This window comes from Spiroplasma turonicum, assembly GCF_001262715.1.
Taxonomy (GTDB): domain Bacteria; phylum Bacillota_I; class Bacilli_A; order Mycoplasmatales; family Mycoplasmataceae; genus Spiroplasma_A; species Spiroplasma_A turonicum.
Map to the genome: position 1 here is coordinate 967183 of NZ_CP012328.1, position 19696 is coordinate 986878.

The window sequence follows — 19696 nt, forward strand, 5'->3', positions numbered from 1 at the left end:
AACTAAATTTAAATAGAAAGAATTGTTTTTAAGTTTTGTATTAAGTTTTCACATTTATTTTTAGCATTGTCTAATGAAGAATCTACACATACAAAATATAGTTTAATTTTTGGTTCAGTACCACTTGGTCTTACAGCAAATCAACTTTTATCTGTAAAGTAAAATTTCAATAAGTTTTGTCCTGGCATATTATAAAGACCATTTAAATAATCTTCAACAAACATAACATCAAGATCCCCTATTTTTTCAATATTGTCATATCTCAGTTTTTTCATCAGAGGTTCTACTTTTGATTTAATTTCTGTAATACTAAAATTTAGGTTTATTGTATGTGTGTAATAATAACCATATTTTTCATATAGATCATTTAATACGTCAATTAAAGTTTTATTATATTTGTTTTTGTAATATCATGCTGCCTCAGTTAACATCATCGCAGCTTGAATACCATCCTTATCTCTTGTTGAAGAATCAATTACATAACCATAGCTTTCTTCATAAGCAAAAACAAAGTTTAAATCTCTTTCTTTTTCTTTTAAAATTTCAGAACCCATTCATTTAAATCCTGTTAATGTTTTAACGATTTTAACATCATAACCTTCACTGGCAATTCTATCTCCTAAATCACTTGTTACAAAACTAGAATATAATGCAGGGTTTTTAGGCATTGTATTACTTAATTTCATTTGACTTAATTTTCATTCAATTAAAATGGGACCTGTTTGATTTCCATCTATTCTAACTCAATTACCATTATGATTTACAGCTATACCAATTCTATCAGCATCAGGATCTTGAATAATTATTAAACTTGCATCTTTATTTTTTTCTGCATACTTATAAGGATATTTTCATGCTGGTTCAAATTCAGGATTTGGGTTTCCAACATTTTTAAAAGTAGAGTCTTCAAATGAGTGTTCTTCTACTTCGATAACCTCATAACCATTTTCTCTTAATAATTTTGGACTAAATTCAGAACCAGTTCCGTTTACAGCAGAGTAAATTATTTTAAAATTATTTCTATCTTGTTCTTTATAAAATTGTAAATTGTTAATCATTAGACAGTATTCATTTAAAATAGATTTATCAACTGTATATATAAGTTCTAAATCAACTTTATAATTTCAATCTAAAATATTTTCAATGTCACTAATGTATTTTGAAATAATCAAAGTATCAGAATCAATTAACTGACATCCGTTTTCATCATATATTTTATATCCATTATACTCAGCTGGATTATGGCTAGCAGTAATTACAATACCACCTATTGCATTTAATTTTCTTGTTGCAAAAGATACAACAGGAGTTGGTTTCATTTCATTATTTTCAAATAAGTATGCTTTAATTGAAAAACTAGTTAAAATTTCAGCAACTAATTTTGCGAACTCTTTTGAAAACTTTCTATTATCATGACCAATTACTACTCCTCTTGATAAATCCTGAGGATATTTTTTTAATAAATATCTTGCATAACCGATTGTAACTTCTTTTATTGTGTATTCATTAAAATGTCCTGGTCCTGCACCTAATATACCTCTAACTCCAGCAGTTCCAAATTCTAATTTATTTTCAAAAGCTACTTTTAATTGTTCATTATTATAATTAATTAATTGATTTTTTAATTCTTCAGAAATTGTTTTTGAGTTCATTCATTCTTTATATAGTTCATTTTGTTTATTAAAATTCATTAGTTTCTCCTTAACAAGATACACAGGTTTATAAGATAATCTATGAATATCTAAAATCCCATAACTTTGTAATGCTTCAATATGTTTTTTTGTACAATAACCTTTATTTTTTATAAAATTATAATTTGGAAATGAAGTATGATACATATTCATAATTCTATCTCTATAAACTTTTGCAATTATACTTGCACATGCAATAGATAAACTTAAATTATCTCCTTTAATTATTTTTAAAAATTTATAATTTTCAATATAAATATCTTCACCATCAATTAGACATAATTCAGGTTTAACTCTAAGTTTTTTAATTGAATCAACCATTCCTAATTGACTAGTTTTTTTAGGATTTAATTCATCTACAACCTTTTCATTATACTCACATATTGCAAAAGTTATACAATTATTTATAATTTCTTCATATAAAGATTCTCTTTGTTTTTCATTTAATAATTTTGAATCTTTTATTAATGGATTAAAATAATTAGGTTTTAATATGACTGATGCCACAACAATTGGACCAGCCATTGCGCCACGCCCTACCTCATCACTTCCAGATATTAATTCTACATTATTTATTTCTTTTATATTTTTATCAAATAAAAATCTAGAGTTATTTATCATTCAACAGTTAAGTCACTTTCAGTAGTTTTATCAATATCTATGTCATCCAGTGTTAAAGAATTTATTTCAACGACTTCTATTGGTTTTTCAAAAGATAGTTCTCCTAGTTTACAACCAATTACATCATTAATAAATCAAATAATTGCTCTGTCAATGTCATATATATCGTCTACAATAAGGTAATTATTTTTTATAGCTATTTGTTCAAAGATTTTATATGTATCATCATAATTTATTGGTCTTAAAGCAATATTTTTAATGTTATATTTATTTTCAATTAATGAAGGATAACTATTATAAATATACCTCATAATTTTAGTTGCAAATCTTTCCTTAGGAACAAGATCTAATTTAACAGAGTTTATTGCAACACAATTACAAGCCACAGTTTCATTTTCAAACTTTGAAGGCAATAAACCTGGGGTATCAATAATGTTAATGTTATTAGTTAGATTGAATCTTTGAAGCCCTCTAGTTAAACCTGGTTTATTTCCGACTTTTGCAGTTTTGCCTTTAGCTAATTTGGTTATAAAAGTTGATTTTCCAACATTTGGAATTCCAACTACCATAACATTTAATTGAGGGTTTTCAATTCCTTTATTTTTTTGTTTTAATTGAGTTTCAATTGTTATTTCATTAATTTTTTTTATTATATCTTTGACTATGTCAGAGTTTTTATTCTTAATAAAATAAGTAGGAGTATTTGTTTGTTTATAATAATCATTTCATAAATTTGTGACTCCCTTGTCGGCTATATCACATTTTGTAAAAACTAATAATTTAGTTTTTTTAGCTAATAATTTTTTTAACAGTGGATTTTGTGAAGAATACGGTGCCCTTACATCTACAATTTCGATAACTAGATCAATTATTGGTAAAGTAGCTTCAATGTCTTTAATTGTTTTATTCATATGACCAGGGAATCAATTAAAACTTGCTTTTTCTTTATTCATACATACCTCTATTTATGATATTTTTGATTATTAATTATTTTAAATGCTCTATAAATTTGTTCTAATAAAACAACTCTAATCAATTGATGAGCAAGTGTAATTTTACCAAAACTAATCTTATTTTTGTAGTTTTTCTTAAAATTATCACTAAAACCATCACTTGGTCCGATTATGAAACATAATTTCCCACTTTTTAATGAAAAATTATTTCTTATAATTTCAGCAAAGTTTAGTGAATCAACTTGTTTTGATGATATATCTAGCAAATATATATCGTAGTCTTTTAATTTAGATATACGTTCACTAATATTATATTCATTTTTATTCATATTATCTTTTATATTTCCAAAATCTAATTCTTTAATTTCAATTAAATCAATTTGGTCAAATAATTTTATTTTTTTTAAATAAAAATCATTAATTATTTCATATTCTTTACTAGTTTTGTTAAAATATATCAATTTTATTGGCATGTTTCTCCTTATTTATTATCTAAAACTATATAAAAACAAATGAATAATATGGTAAAATATTTAAAAGATTTTGGGAGACAGAAGAGATGGCAGCAGAGAAAAAACACTTTCAATCAATTCTTGACTATAGACCACAATTTGAAAATATTATTGACGCTTTAGTTCCAGATATTCAATTTTCTTATTCAGCTATTATGAATAATACCACAATTCAAACATATTTTAATATGTTGTCAATGGAATACTATGGTTATGAATATTTTCAAATAATGAGGTTAAATAAGTTAGAATTTAAATTAAATGATAGAACATTAAATCTTACAGTTTTAGAAATGGTTTATAACATTTTACTTCAAATTATTGATAGAAAATGAAGATATTCAGAATATATTGCATATGATATGTATATCTTACCTTTAAGAATTAGAAAATACATAAATGCTATGAATTATAGATTTATTGAAACTGAAACAGCAAATCAAAAACCAATTTTTAAATTAGTAAGTCAAGAAACAAGGGTTTTAATTGAAGATTTAGTAGATCAATTTCAAGATGATAGACTTAATAATATCATAGGTCAGTTTAGAGCTTGTGCACCTCATGAATTAGAACAAAAATTGATTCTATTTAAAAACTTATTAGCATTTGTTTATGAAGGTAAAACAATTGTAAACCAAAGATTTGGTCAAACATTTTCAGAAATTTATTATAAAGACGTTTATGCATTAGAAACTATCAAGTCTGATTCAATGACTACAAAAGATAAAAAATTTGTATCTAAAGTTATAGATGAAGTTTTCAATATTTCAATAATTGTAATTTTATTAATGTCTGATTCAATGAAAACAGGAATATGAAAAAAAGTAATTGAAAAAGAAAAAAGAAGAGTTGAAATGGAAATGACAAGAAAAGCCATAGAAGATGCCAACAGAAGATTAGAAGCTATTGCTCAAAAAGAAAAAGAAGTGCAAAAATTAGAAACAAAAAAATAATCATTTAATGATTATTTTTTTTATATTGGTTGACTAGTTGAACTTAATACGATTTCTTTTAAAGAAACCTCTTGTGGTAATTCATATGCATAAATTATAATTTTTGCTACATGTTCTGATGTTAAACCATTATTATATTTCTTTTTAATTTCAATATAATTTTCAAGAACTTCTTTGTTTTTAGTTGTAGATAATAAATTAGTATCTACAATAGCTGGTGCAATTGTAAGTACTCTTACATTAAATTGAGCTAATTCACGGCGTGACTGTTCACTAATTGCATGAACTGCAAATTTTGTTCCATTGTAGATTGCTCTATTTTCACTTGTCCATCTACCTGCGACTGAACTAATATTTATTATAGTACCAGTTTTTCTATTTTTCATGTCATTAATAACACAATTCATGCCATTTAAAACACCTTTAATATTTATATCAATCATTTCGTGTTGGGTTTCAATATCAAGGTTGTATATTTTATCAAGTGGCATTATACCAGCATTATTAACTAATAAATCAACTTTTAAATTGAAAAATGATTCTGCTTCTATTATTGCATTTTTAAAATCTTTAAGGTTTTTTACATCAACACTTTTACACATACAATTATCTAAACCTAGGTCTTCAATTAAGTTTACTCTCCTAGCCAAAAGTAAAAGCTTATATCCTTTTTTATTTAACTGAATTGCTAGTTCTTTTCCTATACCACTTGATGCGCCTGTTATAACAATTAATTTATCCATAATAACCTCCATTAAATATATTTTAATTTTTTTTTTAAAAAAATAAAGACTTGATTGTCTTTATCTAAATTTATTAAATCCACCACCAAAATTAGGCATTTTTCCTGATTTTAATTGTTTAGCCATTTCTAATACTTGTTTTTTACCTTTATCAAACTGATTAAGTAAATCATTATATTCCTTTTCACTACGACCAGAACCTTTTAAAATTCTTTGCTTTCTGGTTATAGCTTTTAATACTCTTGGTTCACGTCTTTCTTTTAAGGTCATTGAATTCATAAGTATTTTTGCAACAATTAATCTCTCTTGTGCTTGATTAACTTGTTGTTCTGATACTTTGCCATTCATACCAGGCATCATTTTCATTATTCCGCCAATATTACCCATTTTTGCAACTTGCTCTAATTGGTTTCTTAAATCTTCTAAATCAAATTGACCAGCAAACATTCTTTTCATGGTTTTTTCCATGGTTCTTTGATCAACAACATCAGCTGCTTTTTCGAATAATGTTTCTACATCACCCATACCAAGGATTCTGTCTGCCATCCTTTTAGGGTGAAATTCTGCCAATGCAGAAATACCTTCACCTTCACCTATAAATTTAATAGGTAACTTTGTTATGTGACTAATTGAAAGAGTAGCACCACCTCTAGCATCACCATCTAATTTAGTAACTATAACACCAGATAATTTTAATAGTTTATCAAACTCTTGGGTAACATTAATTATATCTTGTCCTGTCATACCATCAACAGTTAATATAATTTCAGTAGGTGAAACCTCTTTTCTTATATTATTTAATTCTTTCATTAATTGTTTATCAATTTGTAGTCTACCAGCAGTATCTAATATAATAACATCAAAATCATTTTTATCAGCATAATCTAATGCTTGTTTTGCAGTTTTAACAGGGTCTTGTTTACCTTTTTCAAAAACTTCAAGACCATTTTTTTCTCCTAACTCAACAAGTTGATCAATAGCACCTGGTCTATATATATCTAAAGCAACTAATAATGTTCTTTTTTTATGTTTTTTTGATATTAAGTTAGACAACTTCCCAGCTGTTGTTGTTTTACCAGCACCTTGTAATCCAACCATCATAATTACTGAAGGTTTTTTATTGATTTCAATTGGTTTATTTACTTTTCCAAGTATTTCAACAAGTTCATCATGAACAAGTTTAACCATTTGTTGGTCAGCTCTAACACCTTGTTCTATATATTGACCTACTGCTTTTTCTTCAATGTTTTTAATTAAAGTTTTAACTACATCAACATTTACGTCAGCTTCAAGAAATGCTAATCTTATTTCACGAAGTACATCTTTAATATTTTCTTCATTAAGAGTCGATTTTTTTAAATTTTTTTCAATCGACTTTTTCATTCTATTGGCTAAAAAATCTCCAAATCCCATATTATTCTCCTACTTTAAAATTATAACATACATATTTTACTAGATTTTTAATGACTCTCTTTTCTCTCTTATAATAGTTAAGGTTATTTCACCAGGAGTTTTATTAATTTTATTAATCTTATCTTTTAAATTAATAATTAATTTTTTTAAATGATAATCATCAACTAAATTAGGATTAACTATTACCCTTATTTGTCTACCTGATTGAAGAACATATGCTTTTGAAACACCTTGTTCAGATAAGCATACTTTTTCTAATTCATCCATTCTGATAAAATAATCTTTTGCATCATTATTTCTTGCCCCTGGTCTCGCTGCGCTTATACCATCAGCAATTGCTACAATTTCTGCATATACTGATTCTTTTTCAACATCATCATGATGAGAGTGAAGTGCATTAATTATAATATTATTCATATTATATTTTTTTAAAATTTCTACACCTAAACTAACATGGCTTCCTTCTTCTTCAAAATCCACAGCTTTACCAATATCATGAAGTAATCCAGCTATAAGTGCAGTCTCCTTATTTAAGTCTAATTTGCTTGCTATCTCTTTTGAAATTCTAGCAACTTCAATTGAATGTTGCAATACATTTTGACCATAACTTTGTCTATACTTTAATTTACCAAGTAATTTTATTATTTCATTTGGAAATTTATTAATAAGATTTAAATCCTCTACAACTTTAAAACCAGTTTCATCAAAGTTCTTTTCAAGTTTTTCTGATTGAATAATTATTTGTTCTTCAATTGATGCTGGCTGTATTCTACCAATTTTTATAAGTTGTTTTAGTGACATATAGGCGATTTCTCTTCTAATAGGGTTAAAAGATGAAATTACAATTCTATTAGGTGTTTCATCAACTATAATATCTACACCACAATACAATTGAAATGTTTTTATATTTCTTCCTTCTTTACCAATTATTTTACCTTTTCAACTATCATCTTCTAATTCAAAGATTGTTGTATTTTTGTCTGATGTAACTTCTATATTACATTTTTGCATTGCATCAACAAGTATTTTAGTTGCAACTTCTTTAGATTTGAATCTAATCATTTCTTGTTTTTCTTTTATTTTTTCTGACAATTCTAAAAAATAATTTTCTTCAACAAAATTTAATAGTTCATTTTTAGCATCTTCTTTTGTAAAACCACTTACTTTTTCAAGTAATGAAACTAGTTTTTTTTCTTTTAATAGTAATTCATTTCTAATATTATTAATATTAATTTTCTCTTCTAAAATAAACTGTTTATTACTATTTAAGTCTTCTAGTTTTAATAAAATTTCATTATGTTGGGTTTCAATTTGTTGCTCTTTAAACAGCAATTCATTTTCTCTTAAATGAAGTTTGTTTTTTGCTTCAAACTTTAGTTGTGATGCTTCATGTTTTGCTTCTGCTATAATTTTTAATTTTATATCTTTAGCTTCGTCTTTTGCTTTTTGTATTACATATTTACGGCGACGAGAATTTAATAGTACTGTTATACTAATTACTAATGCAATTAGAATTAACATCAATATTATAATTACCATAATATATGTTTCTTCTCTACTAATTATGTTTGCTTCAGGCATTGTATCTCCAATCCTATAAAGCGTGGATATTGTAATTAATAATTACAACATTATAATTTTACATTATTTTACTAATATATGAAATATATGTTTATAAGAAATAATAAGGGGAACGCTATTTATAATAAATTGAAAACTTACTCAAAATTTCTAGAAAATAAATTAGTTAATTATGTTATGAATAGTAATTTATTATTTCACAAGATTATAATAATCTTGTAGATAAGTATGAAAAAAGCTATTTAAAAAATTATAATTAAAAATTTATTAAATATGATAAGAAATTGGTTACAAAAAAAAGTTAGGAAATATCAAAAAATTTAGTATGTTCTGAGACATACACTTATAGAAAATTAAAAATATAAAGCGATTGAACTAAAAACTTTTATTCATAAAAATACTGGTTAAATATCATTAACTCCATTAAGTCTACAAAAAAGTAAGTTTTTTTCAAAGGTAATAGAAATTATTATGGTTTTTGAAACGCAAATGTAAAACTAAATAAGTTAGTCAACGAAAAAACTAAAAAATTAAAATAAATCTTTGTTTAAGTGTTTAAAAAAGTTATCAATTAGAAAAGAGAAATTTAGTTCTAAGACAAGCGACAACACCAAAAAGAGAAAAGAATTTATTTATGATAAAACTTTGAAACGAGAATTAATTAAGTGCTGTAATGCCATTATTACATTTTATTACACTTTCATGTCGACCAAATATTCAGATGAGATTTTAGCAAGAATATACCACAAATATTTATCACAAATATATTAAGGTAATCTTGTTAATTATGAGTAACTTTAAAAAATTTTACTAAAAATAGAAATGTTTTTATCTTTAAACTAAAAAGAATTTTAAGATAATATGGGTTCTAATACTCAACTGAAATTTATTTAACATTATTTAAAAAATACAACAAAAACATTTTTAATATATCGGGAAAATGTTTTAATGGAATGAAATTCAGTCACAATTCAAATAATATAACAACAAAGAATTACATTGGTAAATTTAAAATATTAAAGAGTTGAATGCTTATTTATCATATCTAATCCGAATATTTAATATAAAAATAATACTAAATGTATATGATTTAACAGAAAGTCATAATTTAATTTTTATATAAGCTAAAATATATTAAACAATGGTTTAAGAATAAGTTATGGTATTTAAAATTAATAGTAATTAATGGTTTAGATCCAAAATATTTAAAATCAAAAACAAATTTAATTGCCACAAAACCAAAAAAGAGCAAGCTATATAAATGATTATGACATGATTTATTTAGTTAGATGAAACTTAATCACGATAGGTTAAATTATAATATTTTAAGATATTAAAACTCATATTACACAAAAAAACTAAAGTACCCAATGTAAGCAACCAAGAAAATATTGTAATAAGTATTTTAATAACAAAAAAAAGGAATATTATACTATCAATTACATTATTGACATAGTTTTAAAATTTATCATTAAAAAAGTGGACTCTAACAAATCAGTTATGTAAAATATATTTAGGTGATATCAATGAAATATATAATAAATAATAATATTCAAATCTACAGAGGTAAAGGGAAAATAATTATAGATGATTTTGAATTTTTTAAAGAGACAAAATTAAAATTTGACAAAAAAATGATAGAAGTATTATTATTTTTTAAATCAGAAAAATCAATGTTAGATTTTATAAATAGTTTTAAAATAAAATCAGTTAATGAAGCAGAAAAAATAATATATCGTTTACTGGAATTAAATATTTTAAAAATATATAATAATAAGAAATGTATAAAAAATAAAACTATTTTAATAATAGGTTGTGGTGCAATGGGTAGTCTGTTGTATTTATCTATAAGTAAATCAAATTACATAAAAAAAATAATATTAATTGACGATGATATAATTGAGAAAAAAAATTTACAAATGCAAATTTTTACAATAAAAAATATTGGCAAATTTAAAGTAGATATTCTTGAAGAATTATGTTCAAATGACTCTAAAATCATAAAAATAAAAACTAAAATTAATTCTGTAAATGAATTATGCAAAATTTTTAAAAATCATGCACCAGATATATCTATACTTTGTGCAGATGAACCTGATTGAAAAACGAATGCAAATATTATTAAGCAAGTATCTGAAATTTTTTCTAAACCTTATATTTTATCTAAAGGTTATATAGGAAACATTACTGCTTTACCTGAGTTTTATTATCCTAATGATAAATCTGAATGAAATATTGATTCCGGAAAAGAAGAATTATTAATAAAAATTGAAAATAAAATTGAATTTCATGAATTATTACCTTCCATATTTATAATTACTAAACAATTAGAAAATTTTTTTGATAATAAAAAACCTATTTATTATAAAGAAAAAGGTTTCATAGACAAAAAAACAATAATAATTAAAAAATATGAAAAAAACTTATAAATTATTTATAAAAACAGGAAAAATTCTTGAATGTTTTAGAGGTTTCAAACAATTAAAGAAAAAAAAATATGCAAGATATATATTGGATAAAAAATGATCTAAAAATCCTTTCATAAACATTCCAAATAAAAATTTATCTTCAGCTACTAACTCAATAATTTTTAGATATATGACCTCTATAATTTTGTTTTTTTGTCAGTTATAAGAAAAATATAAAGAAATAAACATTATTATTATCTTATACAATGAAAACAATATTGATAAATTTTCTAAAAAAATTTTGAAAGTATTAAGCGAACTTTTAGGAATAAATATTCAAGTTATAAAAAAAGATAAAATATATCAAAAAAGAAATGCCAATTGATATAACATTAAAGTTTCTTGCTGTAGAGGATTTTATAACGAATTTAAAGTTGATTGAAATAATGTATATTATATAATTCATATTATACATTCGTTAAAGTTTTATAAAATTAAATATAAAATAAATCTTTGAGAAAAAGCATTTAAATTGGTTAAAAACTCATACGAAAAAAGGCTATTAAATTTAAACGCTTTTAGTTATTTTGTTAGAAATGATCATTCAATTGCTTTAAAATACTTGAAAAAAATTATTATTGATTCAAAAAGTAAGTTTGAAAAGGTTAACTTGATTGCATTCTACAAGTTAAAAAAACATAACAAAAAAGAGGCTTTAAAATATATAGAATCAAAATACACAAAAAAAGAAATACTTAAACTAAATTACAATAATGTTTATTGCAATTTGCTAGCTAAAAACTATTCTTCAATTAGCCAAGATTATTTTTTTATAAAAAAAGTTTTACTAAAATGTTATAAATACTCTAAAAATAATGTAGATCTTATATTTGAATTATTAAAATATATAAATTTTAATAAAAAATGAAAAAAACTTTTAGTTAAAATGAATGATTATGGATATTATGACAATAGAGTTTTAGAATGGATGGGAATCGATACTTTTAGCGACTATACAAAATTATCTTACGTTATATTTAATTATCTAACTAATAGTGATTTAAATCTTAATTGTAAATTTAGTAATAATAATATATTAATGCTATCACAAAAGTTTTTAAAAAAGGAGGTGAAATAATGAATGATATTTTAGAAATTTTGGAAGATGCAGAAATTATCCCAGAAGCTTTAGAACAAATGGGTAATTGTTGAAACTTAAATCATTAGTTTTAGCTGCTCTATAACACTTTAAATGTTTTATAATAAAAAATTTAAAGTGTTTTTTATTATAAAACAAAAGAAATAGGAGTTTATAATGAAATATTTTAATAAATTAAATTGATTACAATACTTGTCATACACATTTTTAACTTTATTAGGTAATGTATGTTATTTGGCAATGTCATATTCTTTTTCATTCATTATTGATAAAGCAATTGAAAATGATTTTAATAGTTTTTTATTTTGATCAGGACTTTCATGTTTCTTTATTATAATGCATTTATTACTTGAATATATTGGAGAATTAGTTCTTAATTCAGCTTTAACTTCTTTAAATACATACCTTAGAGAGATTATTGCGAAAAATACGTTTAGTGACGTCTATCAGCTAAATTTAGATTCAGGTGAATTTATAAATTTGAATTCAAATAAAATTAGTCAGATAGAAAATAATTATTTCCAAAGCATTTTTGAAATTACAAAATGTTTACTAGCAATTATTGTGAGTTTTATTTTAATAATATATATTAGTTGAATTGCTTTAATGCCAATTTTAATTCTGTCTATAATTGTTACAATAATTCCTTTTTCAATGTCAAAAATGAGTCAAAAAGCGGTTAATAAAACTAATGAAGAAAATGATAAATTTTTACAATCTTCAAAAGATATATTTAATTCATATTGAACTTATTGAACTATGAATTTATCAAATAAGCTAATAAAAGATATAAAAAGTAACTCTATAAAACTTGAGAAAAAAAATAAAAGAATGAAAAATATTATGTCTTTAAGCTCTTTTTTAAATCAATTAATTCTTTTTTTGGGACAAGTTATTTTAATAATAGTATTTAGTTATTTTTATTTGAAAGGATTCATTAATAGTATTGGAATTATTACAACTTTAACTACAATTAGTGCAACATATGTATTTTTTGGAAATAATAGTATTAGAGCATTTATGAAAATCTTATCTTTTAAAAAAGTACTAAAAAATGACTATAAATTAATAAATGAAACAATTGTTGATGACTTAATAAATAATAAAATTGATTTAAATGATGACTTAAAAAAAATAAAATATGAAAATTTAAATTTTAAGTTTATAAATAATAATAAATTTACAGTTAGTAATTTTAATTTAGAAATAAATAAGGGTGATAAAATATTGATTCGTGGAAAAAGTGGAATTGGTAAAACAACCTTATTAAAATTATTATTTAATCCAGTTACAAAAAACTCAGGAGAAGTTTATATTAATAATAAAAAAATGGTAGAAAAAGAAATTAGAAACTTTGCATCATATGTGAATCAAGATAGTATTTTGAATAAAGGTACACTTTATAGCAATTTAGTTATTGATGATAATTATGAAAATAGACAAGAAGTTTTAAATTATTTTAACCTATTAAATATGAAAGATTTAATTGCAAAATTACCAAATGGTCTTGATTCTATGGTTGAAGATAATTTTTCTAATTTTTCTGGTGGTGAAAGACAAAGAATATCGATTATAAGATCATTATTATCAAATAAAAGTTGATTTTATTTAGATGAAATAACTTCATCACTAGATGAAAAAACTGCTAATATTATTTTCGATCTCTTTCTTAATGATCAAAATAAAACAATAATAATGATTTCTCATAAAGTTAATAATGATATTTTAAAAAAATTTAATAAGATAATAGATTTATAAATTACAAAATTAAAACAAGTAAACTAAGTAGACTATTTTCTAAACTTGCTGTAAATTAGTTATAATTATAATTAATTTATTATGTAATAATACTCTTATAATTTATGCTCATTGTACTTTATTATTAAATTAATGTTTAGAATTATTTATTATAATGTTTTTAAACTTTCATTTTCTGACTATTTTAATTAGTTTACTTTCCATAAAACTATAATAATTTTTTGACTCCTAATTTATTTAAAAATTAAGTCAATATTTTTATTCAATGTTGCATTATAAATTATTATTTCTTAAGAATTGTATTTAATTCATTTTTATATATTATTTAATATAGTCTAGATTATTATTTAATTTTATATTTCATTGATGTTTTCATTTTTTTATCTTTAATAATTATCTAAAGTAGTTTTATCAAATCCACTCCTATACATATTATCTAATATTAATATGTATATAATGAATTTTAAAATATTTAGTTAATAATATTTCATACTTATACTTGATAAGAATTTTAATTTAGATTTTATTTAAAAAATTATTATTCTAAAATAGACTTAGTTTTTTTTAAAGAGTAACATAAAAAATTTATAGTCTAACTAATTTAATTTTTTTAATTTTTAAATTTTAAAACATTTATTATTTATATAAAACACAAATATATAAGTTAAAAAACTTATAAATCTTTGATTACAAATTTTTAGATACTTAATCAATCTGTATTCTTAATCAAATAAATAAAAACTGCTTTTATAGCAGTTTTATAGTATTTAGTAGGATGTCTTAATCCATTTTAATATTTCTTTTAGCCAAGAATATTATTTTACATTGCTTCATTTAGTTTTTTTGAGATTTCTTCATACTTATCTGGGTTTTTAATAAATCACTCACGTACAGATTCTTTTCCTTGGCCGATTTTTTCATCATTATAAGAATATCAAACTCCTGACTTAGTTAAAATATTATATAATGTTGACATTTCAATTATTTCTAGCTCTCTGTCAATTCCTTTGTTATAATTTATAACTATTTGACAAGTTTTAAATGGTGGAGCAACTTTATTTTTAACAACCTTTACTTTTATTTTGTTAGCACTTGCCTCTCCATTTGTAGAAATTGTTTCACCTTTTCTTACTTCAATTCTTACAGAAGAATAAAATCTTAATGCACGTCCTCCAGTAGTTATTTCTGGATTACCAAATATTACACCGACTTTTTCACGTAATTGATTTATAAATATTACTATTGTATTAGTTTTTGAAATAATTCCATTTAACTTTCTTAATGCTTTGGACATAAGTCTTGCTTGCAACCCTATTTGTTGATCAGACATTTCGCCTTCCAATTCAGCTTTTGGAACTAAAGCAGCAACAGAATCAACAACTACTACATCTATTGTATTTGATCTTACCAACATTTCAAGTATGTCTAATGCTTGTTCACCAGTATCGGGTTGAGCTACAATTAAATTATTTATGTCAACTCCAATATTTTTAGCATACTTTGGATCAAGAGCATGTTCTGCGTCAATAAATGCAGCTCTTCCATTTAATTTTTGTGATTCAGCTATAACATGAAGTGATAATGTAGTTTTACCACTTGATTCAGGTCCAAATATTTCTATAATTCTACCTTTTGGTAACCCACCTATTCCAACTGCTTTATCTAATAAAAAACTACCTGTTGGTATTGATTCATGTTCAAGACTTATGCTGTCACCAAGTTTCATAATTGAACCTTTACCAAATGTTTTTTCAATTTCCTTTAAAACATTTTTAAAAGCTGGATCATCATATACATTTTTTGACATATTTAGAACTACCTCTTCTTCGTTCTTTTCTAGTATTTCTTTTATCATATAACCTCCAGTTATATAATCGACTAGAAAATAAAAATAATTAATTATTTTTTAAATTGTTTAAAAATTCATTAATTATTTTATTTATTGCTAATATTTTATATTTTTTTCTACTTATTTTGCTTTTATTTACAAATTTTAGAATAAAATTTTTATCTTTATACCTATAACCGATATAAGATAAACCTTTTAAATCATTATCTACATTTGATGGTGGCGCATAACCAGTAAATGCAAAAACAATATCAGTATTTAATAGTTTTTGGGTATTTTTTAACATATCCTCAATTGTTTCAACTGAAACAGCACTATATTTTTTAATTATATTTTTATCAATATTTAGTACATCTACTTTGAAATCATCACTATAGCAGCAAAATGCTCCTTTAAACAAAACACTAGAATTCTTATAGTTTGTAAAAAGGTTTGCAAACAGACCACCAGTAAATGATTCACAAGAAGAAACTGTTAAATTATTTTCTCTTAAAAACTTTATTAGTTTTTTCATAAAAACATCCTTAAAAAATATAGTGAGAATAATTTATAATAACCCACGTTCTGTAACAATAAATGCATCAACTATCTATCTATCACTAATGTGATTTAAAAACTAATTCATTTCTCAGTTTTTAATTCCTCTACCAAAATTTGAGTTTCTTGCTTGTGGAGTTTACCCGTTCCATTTCACTATTTCTAGCTAATCGTCCCTGTGGCACTTTATAAAACTAATCATAGGATAGTTCATCCCTTAGACTTGTTTATGTCATTACCATAAATATGGTATCTAGAGTTATTTTTTTCTCTAGCACAATCACTACACCCATCTCAGAGTGTGCAAGCGTGGAGTTTCCTCTATATTATCTTTCAAATACAGCAGTTGATTCAAAATTATTCTCATTTATTATAATAACATTAATTATTATAACTACAAATATTTGTACTATTATTTATAAAGTTTTAAAAAAACATTATATTAAAAATTATTATCAGCAAAAAGGAAACTAAATAGACCAGTATAAAAGCTAAAATATTTTAAAATAAATAAATTATGTTTAATATATGAATATTGTTATGTAGAAATACTAAATTTATCTTTTAATGTTTTTGTACCTTCAAGTGTTTTTTCTGTTTTTGCAAAAATAATACCCAAAATTGATCCTAAGGCTAAAAATGTACCTCCAATTCCACAAAAAGTAAATAAAAACCCTGTAATTAAAATCCAAATCCCATCTTCTGTATTTGATTTAGAATAAATAAAAGGTATAGAGGAAGTAAATATCATTATTCCCCCGATAACAATACCTATAAAATAACCAATTCTTTGTTTAATAGAACCTTTAAAATTAATTAAAGTTATAATAGTTACTAAAACACAAACAATTATAATTAAAACCAAAAATAGACCAATACCAAAATTCTTTATTGCAGTTAATGTTTCTTCGACAAGAGAAGATAATCACTCTCCAATAAATTTAATTTGCATTAAACTACTTATAACAATTGATTTAATACTCATCATTATAACTGATAAACAAAATAATGGTATAGTTGATGCAAGTGTAAAATAAGAACCAGCATTTGTAAAAGACTTTGCTAACCTATCCATAAAACCTTAAATTACTTATTATAATTTTCTTTTTCTAGTTTTGAGATTCTTTTAATAATTGCAGAATTATTCACACCAGCACGAGTTAAGTTTTCTAAATCCGAGTTTGATTTTTCTAATAAAGATATTTTATCTTCTAGATCTCTTTTTAAACTTTTTATTTTATTTTCAAGATCTTGTATTGTTTTAATATATTCTTGTTCACAACTTTCAATATATTTATAATCTTCATAAATTATATCTAAAAAAGAATCAACTTCTTCAACTTTATAACCTTTATATTCAACTTCAAAATCTTTTTCATAAATATCTTTTTTTGAAAGTTTTAAATACCCTTTAGTTTTTTTCATATATTTGCCCTTTATTTTTTTATATTATATCAACTTTAAGTATAATAAATGAATATTTTTTTAAAAAATATTTTGAAAATTTAATCGCAGTTTAAATGAAAATTCAACCTAAAATATTACTATCTTTAATCATTAAAAGGTAATTAAGTTAATATAAAAATTAATATTTTAATGTAAATAATTATAAATAAAAAAATTAACTCTTAAAAAAATGTTATTGATTAAATATATATATTTTTTGAGTTAAATTTTCTTATTGAAAGTATATTTGTTATTACTCCAATAATTAATAATATAGTTGGAAAAATAATAGAGTTTCATCAATGAGTATTATAATTAGATGATTGTTTCACAACTACTCGCTCATTATTTATAATTGAATCACTAAATAACTTATCTTGATATATGTCAAATTCTAAAATATAAAATATAAAATACTGAGGTAAAAAATATTTAGCATAATTTAAAACTTTTATTTGATGGTCCATGAATATATCAATTATATATAAAACTCAAACACTTACTATATATATAGAAACTATCCCAAATATAATATTATATAAAAAAACTTTATCTGTAACATAAATTGAAGTAACTAACATAATTGAAGATATTAAAAATATTAAAATCATAAATTGTAATGATTGATATAAAAATGAAGCAAAGTAATTTTTAGCATCTGCACTAATCGCTGAAAACAATAATAATATTAAAAATGAAGGCATAAATATAAACAAGTTATATAAATAAATAGAAATAATTTTTGATAGGAACAAATCTTTTCTAGTGCTTTTAATTGTTAACCAAAATGATATATAACCTTCGTTTATATCCTTAATTATATTTTTGTTAATTACAACCATATTTGCAATGATAAACAATATTATTGATGGTGTACTATAGGTAATGTAATTTAAAACATCATAAACACTAAAAGGAGTGTCACTAGTGTTACCAACTGTTGTTGTAGTAGGAGCAATATATGGGAATTTACTATAACTTATATGAGTAATTAAAGTTAATAATAATGTTGGAAAGGTAAACAAGAATAAGATAATTGAAAAAAATATTATAAAGCTTTTATTTAAAAATAAAAAAGAGTTAATAAACTTGTTTTTAATATTAAAATTAAACTTCTTCATTGAAAATTACCTCTTCCTCATTTATTGTATCTCCAAATAATAAGTTAAATTCTTTTTCTATTGATAACCTATTATCCATATTTGACTCTTTTATTAATTCACCATTTTTAATAAAAATAACCCTATCACATAATTTATCAATTTCTGCATATATATGTGAACACAATATAACAGTTTTATGTTTTTCTTTAAATTTTTTTAAAAGAATAACAAACTTTTCTTGCATAATTGGATCTAAACCCGAAGTTGGTTCGTCAAGAATAAGAACATCTGGTTTACTCATTAAAGATAAAATTATAGCTACTTTTTGTTTATTACCTTTTGATAATTTTTTTATTTTTTTGTTTAAATCTAACTCAAAATAAGTTATAAGAGATTTTAAATATGTTTCATCTAGTTCGTTAATAAATTTTTTCTTTATATTTAAAAGTTGTTTAACTTTGATATTTTCATATAATTTTATTTCTCCAGCTATAAAACCAACTTTTTCAATTACTGAATCATGATTTAATCACGTATCATATTTATTAATAGATATTGAACCCGAATCAGGTTTTAAAAATCCCATTACTTGATTTATTAATGTTGTTTTACCCGCTCCATTTGGACCTAATATACCTACAAATTCTCCATTATTAACTTTCAAACTTATATTTTTATTTGCTTGAAAATCTCCATTTGATTTGTTTATATTTTTAATTTCAATCATAATATTCCTTTCACAAACTTTTGTATAAAAAACTAATTTAACTTTTCTTATATTAATAAATTGTTATATTAATAAATTTAAATTATAATAACTTAAAATAAATTACACTTTTATTAAAATACTTATAAATTAAATAAAGTATAATTAATAATTTAAAAACTTTATATCTAATAGACTTATTTTAAAAATAGTATTTTAAAATAGTAAATCTCTTTTTTAAAATAAAAATAATTCAAAACTTA

17 protein-coding genes and 1 other RNA gene are annotated in these 19696 nt (G+C 22.7%); 5 read left to right on the forward strand and 13 right to left on the reverse strand.

The window, feature by feature from the left end; genetic code table 4:
• Window positions 1–8 precede the first annotated feature (8 nt).
• Genes STURON_RS04275 through STURON_RS04290 form a run of 3 tightly spaced genes read right to left on the reverse strand, consistent with a single transcriptional unit; the run spans window position 9 to window position 3738 of the window.
• Window positions 9–2312 (reverse strand): ribonuclease HII, encoded by a 2304-nt coding sequence (locus tag STURON_RS04275; protein ID WP_082236194.1) that lies wholly within the window; start codon window positions 2310–2312, stop codon window positions 9–11.
• Entirely contained in the window at window positions 2306–3265 is a 960-nt protein-coding gene (ylqF, locus tag STURON_RS04285) for a ribosome biogenesis GTPase YlqF (protein ID WP_075048643.1), read from the reverse strand. Before ylqF ends, STURON_RS04275 begins: the two co-directional genes overlap by 7 nt.
• 8 nt (window positions 3266–3273) lie before the next feature.
• The gene (locus STURON_RS04290) at window positions 3274–3738 is read right to left on the reverse strand and encodes a 23S rRNA (pseudouridine(1915)-N(3))-methyltransferase RlmH (protein WP_075048644.1); all 465 of its coding nucleotides are present in this window, start codon (window positions 3736–3738) and stop codon (window positions 3274–3276) included.
• Between the two features lie 86 nt (window positions 3739–3824).
• Here STURON_RS04290 and STURON_RS04295 point away from each other — a divergent pair, with 86 nt between their 5' ends.
• Window positions 3825–4730, forward strand: a complete 906-nt coding sequence (locus STURON_RS04295) for a hypothetical protein (RefSeq protein ID WP_075048645.1) — start codon at window positions 3825–3827, stop codon at window positions 4728–4730.
• Between the two features lie 20 nt (window positions 4731–4750).
• On the opposite strand, the gene STURON_RS04300 is transcribed toward STURON_RS04295, so the two are convergent.
• Genes STURON_RS04300 through rny form a run of 3 tightly spaced genes read right to left on the reverse strand, consistent with a single transcriptional unit; the run spans window position 4751 to window position 8467 of the window.
• Complete coding sequence (locus STURON_RS04300; RefSeq protein WP_075048646.1) at window positions 4751–5473, reverse strand: SDR family oxidoreductase; 723 nt, start codon at window positions 5471–5473, stop codon at window positions 4751–4753.
• Between the two features lie 60 nt (window positions 5474–5533).
• A complete protein-coding gene (ffh, locus tag STURON_RS04305) occupies window positions 5534–6886 on the reverse strand; it encodes a signal recognition particle protein (RefSeq protein WP_075048647.1) in 1353 nt (450 codons plus the stop codon).
• A gap of 39 nt (window positions 6887–6925) precedes the next feature.
• Window positions 6926–8467: a ribonuclease Y gene (rny, locus tag STURON_RS04310; protein ID WP_075048648.1), complete on the reverse strand. Its 1542-nt coding sequence runs from the start codon at window positions 8465–8467 to the stop codon at window positions 6926–6928.
• 1526 nt (window positions 8468–9993) lie between these two features.
• On the opposite strand from rny, the gene STURON_RS04315 reads away from it, so the two are divergent.
• From STURON_RS04315 to STURON_RS05670, 4 genes are all read left to right on the forward strand, one after another.
• Window positions 9994–10896, forward strand: coding sequence for a ThiF family adenylyltransferase (locus STURON_RS04315; RefSeq protein ID WP_075048649.1), 903 nt, complete (start codon window positions 9994–9996; stop codon window positions 10894–10896).
• A complete protein-coding gene (locus STURON_RS05810; protein WP_075048650.1) occupies window positions 10880–11101 on the forward strand; it encodes a hypothetical protein in 222 nt (73 codons plus the stop codon). The genes STURON_RS04315 and STURON_RS05810 overlap by 17 nt, the downstream gene beginning before the upstream one ends.
• A 75-nt stretch (window positions 11102–11176) precedes the next feature.
• Complete coding sequence (locus STURON_RS04325; protein WP_075048651.1) at window positions 11177–12013, forward strand: hypothetical protein; 837 nt, start codon at window positions 11177–11179, stop codon at window positions 12011–12013.
• A gap of 177 nt (window positions 12014–12190) precedes the next feature.
• Window positions 12191–13792, forward strand: a complete 1602-nt coding sequence (locus STURON_RS05670) for an ATP-binding cassette domain-containing protein (RefSeq protein ID WP_082236195.1) — start codon at window positions 12191–12193, stop codon at window positions 13790–13792.
• A gap of 820 nt (window positions 13793–14612) precedes the next feature.
• Here STURON_RS05670 and recA read toward each other — a convergent pair.
• The 7 genes from recA to STURON_RS04365 all read right to left on the reverse strand — a co-directional run bounded on the left by recA (window position 14613) and on the right by STURON_RS04365 (window position 19454).
• Complete coding sequence (gene recA, locus STURON_RS04335) at window positions 14613–15647, reverse strand: recombinase RecA (protein WP_082236196.1); 1035 nt, start codon at window positions 15645–15647, stop codon at window positions 14613–14615.
• Between the two features lie 40 nt (window positions 15648–15687).
• Complete coding sequence (locus STURON_RS04340; protein ID WP_075048652.1) at window positions 15688–16155, reverse strand: CinA family protein; 468 nt, start codon at window positions 16153–16155, stop codon at window positions 15688–15690.
• A gap of 34 nt (window positions 16156–16189) precedes the next feature.
• Window positions 16190–16536: RNase P RNA component class B (gene rnpB, locus STURON_RS04345), an RNA gene on the reverse strand.
• A gap of 180 nt (window positions 16537–16716) precedes the next feature.
• Complete coding sequence (locus STURON_RS04350) at window positions 16717–17253, reverse strand: hypothetical protein (protein ID WP_075048653.1); 537 nt, start codon at window positions 17251–17253, stop codon at window positions 16717–16719.
• 11 nt (window positions 17254–17264) lie between these two features.
• Window positions 17265–17603 carry a DivIVA domain-containing protein gene (locus STURON_RS04355; protein ID WP_075048654.1) on the reverse strand — a complete coding sequence of 113 codons (339 nt, stop codon included), beginning with the start codon at window positions 17601–17603 and terminating at the stop codon, window positions 17265–17267.
• 221 nt (window positions 17604–17824) lie between these two features.
• Window positions 17825–18745 (reverse strand): hypothetical protein, encoded by a 921-nt coding sequence (locus STURON_RS04360; RefSeq protein ID WP_075048655.1) that lies wholly within the window; start codon window positions 18743–18745, stop codon window positions 17825–17827.
• Window positions 18732–19454: an ABC transporter ATP-binding protein gene (locus tag STURON_RS04365; protein WP_075048656.1), complete on the reverse strand. Its 723-nt coding sequence runs from the start codon at window positions 19452–19454 to the stop codon at window positions 18732–18734. The genes STURON_RS04360 and STURON_RS04365 overlap by 14 nt, the downstream gene beginning before the upstream one ends.
• Window positions 19455–19696 lie beyond the last annotated feature (242 nt).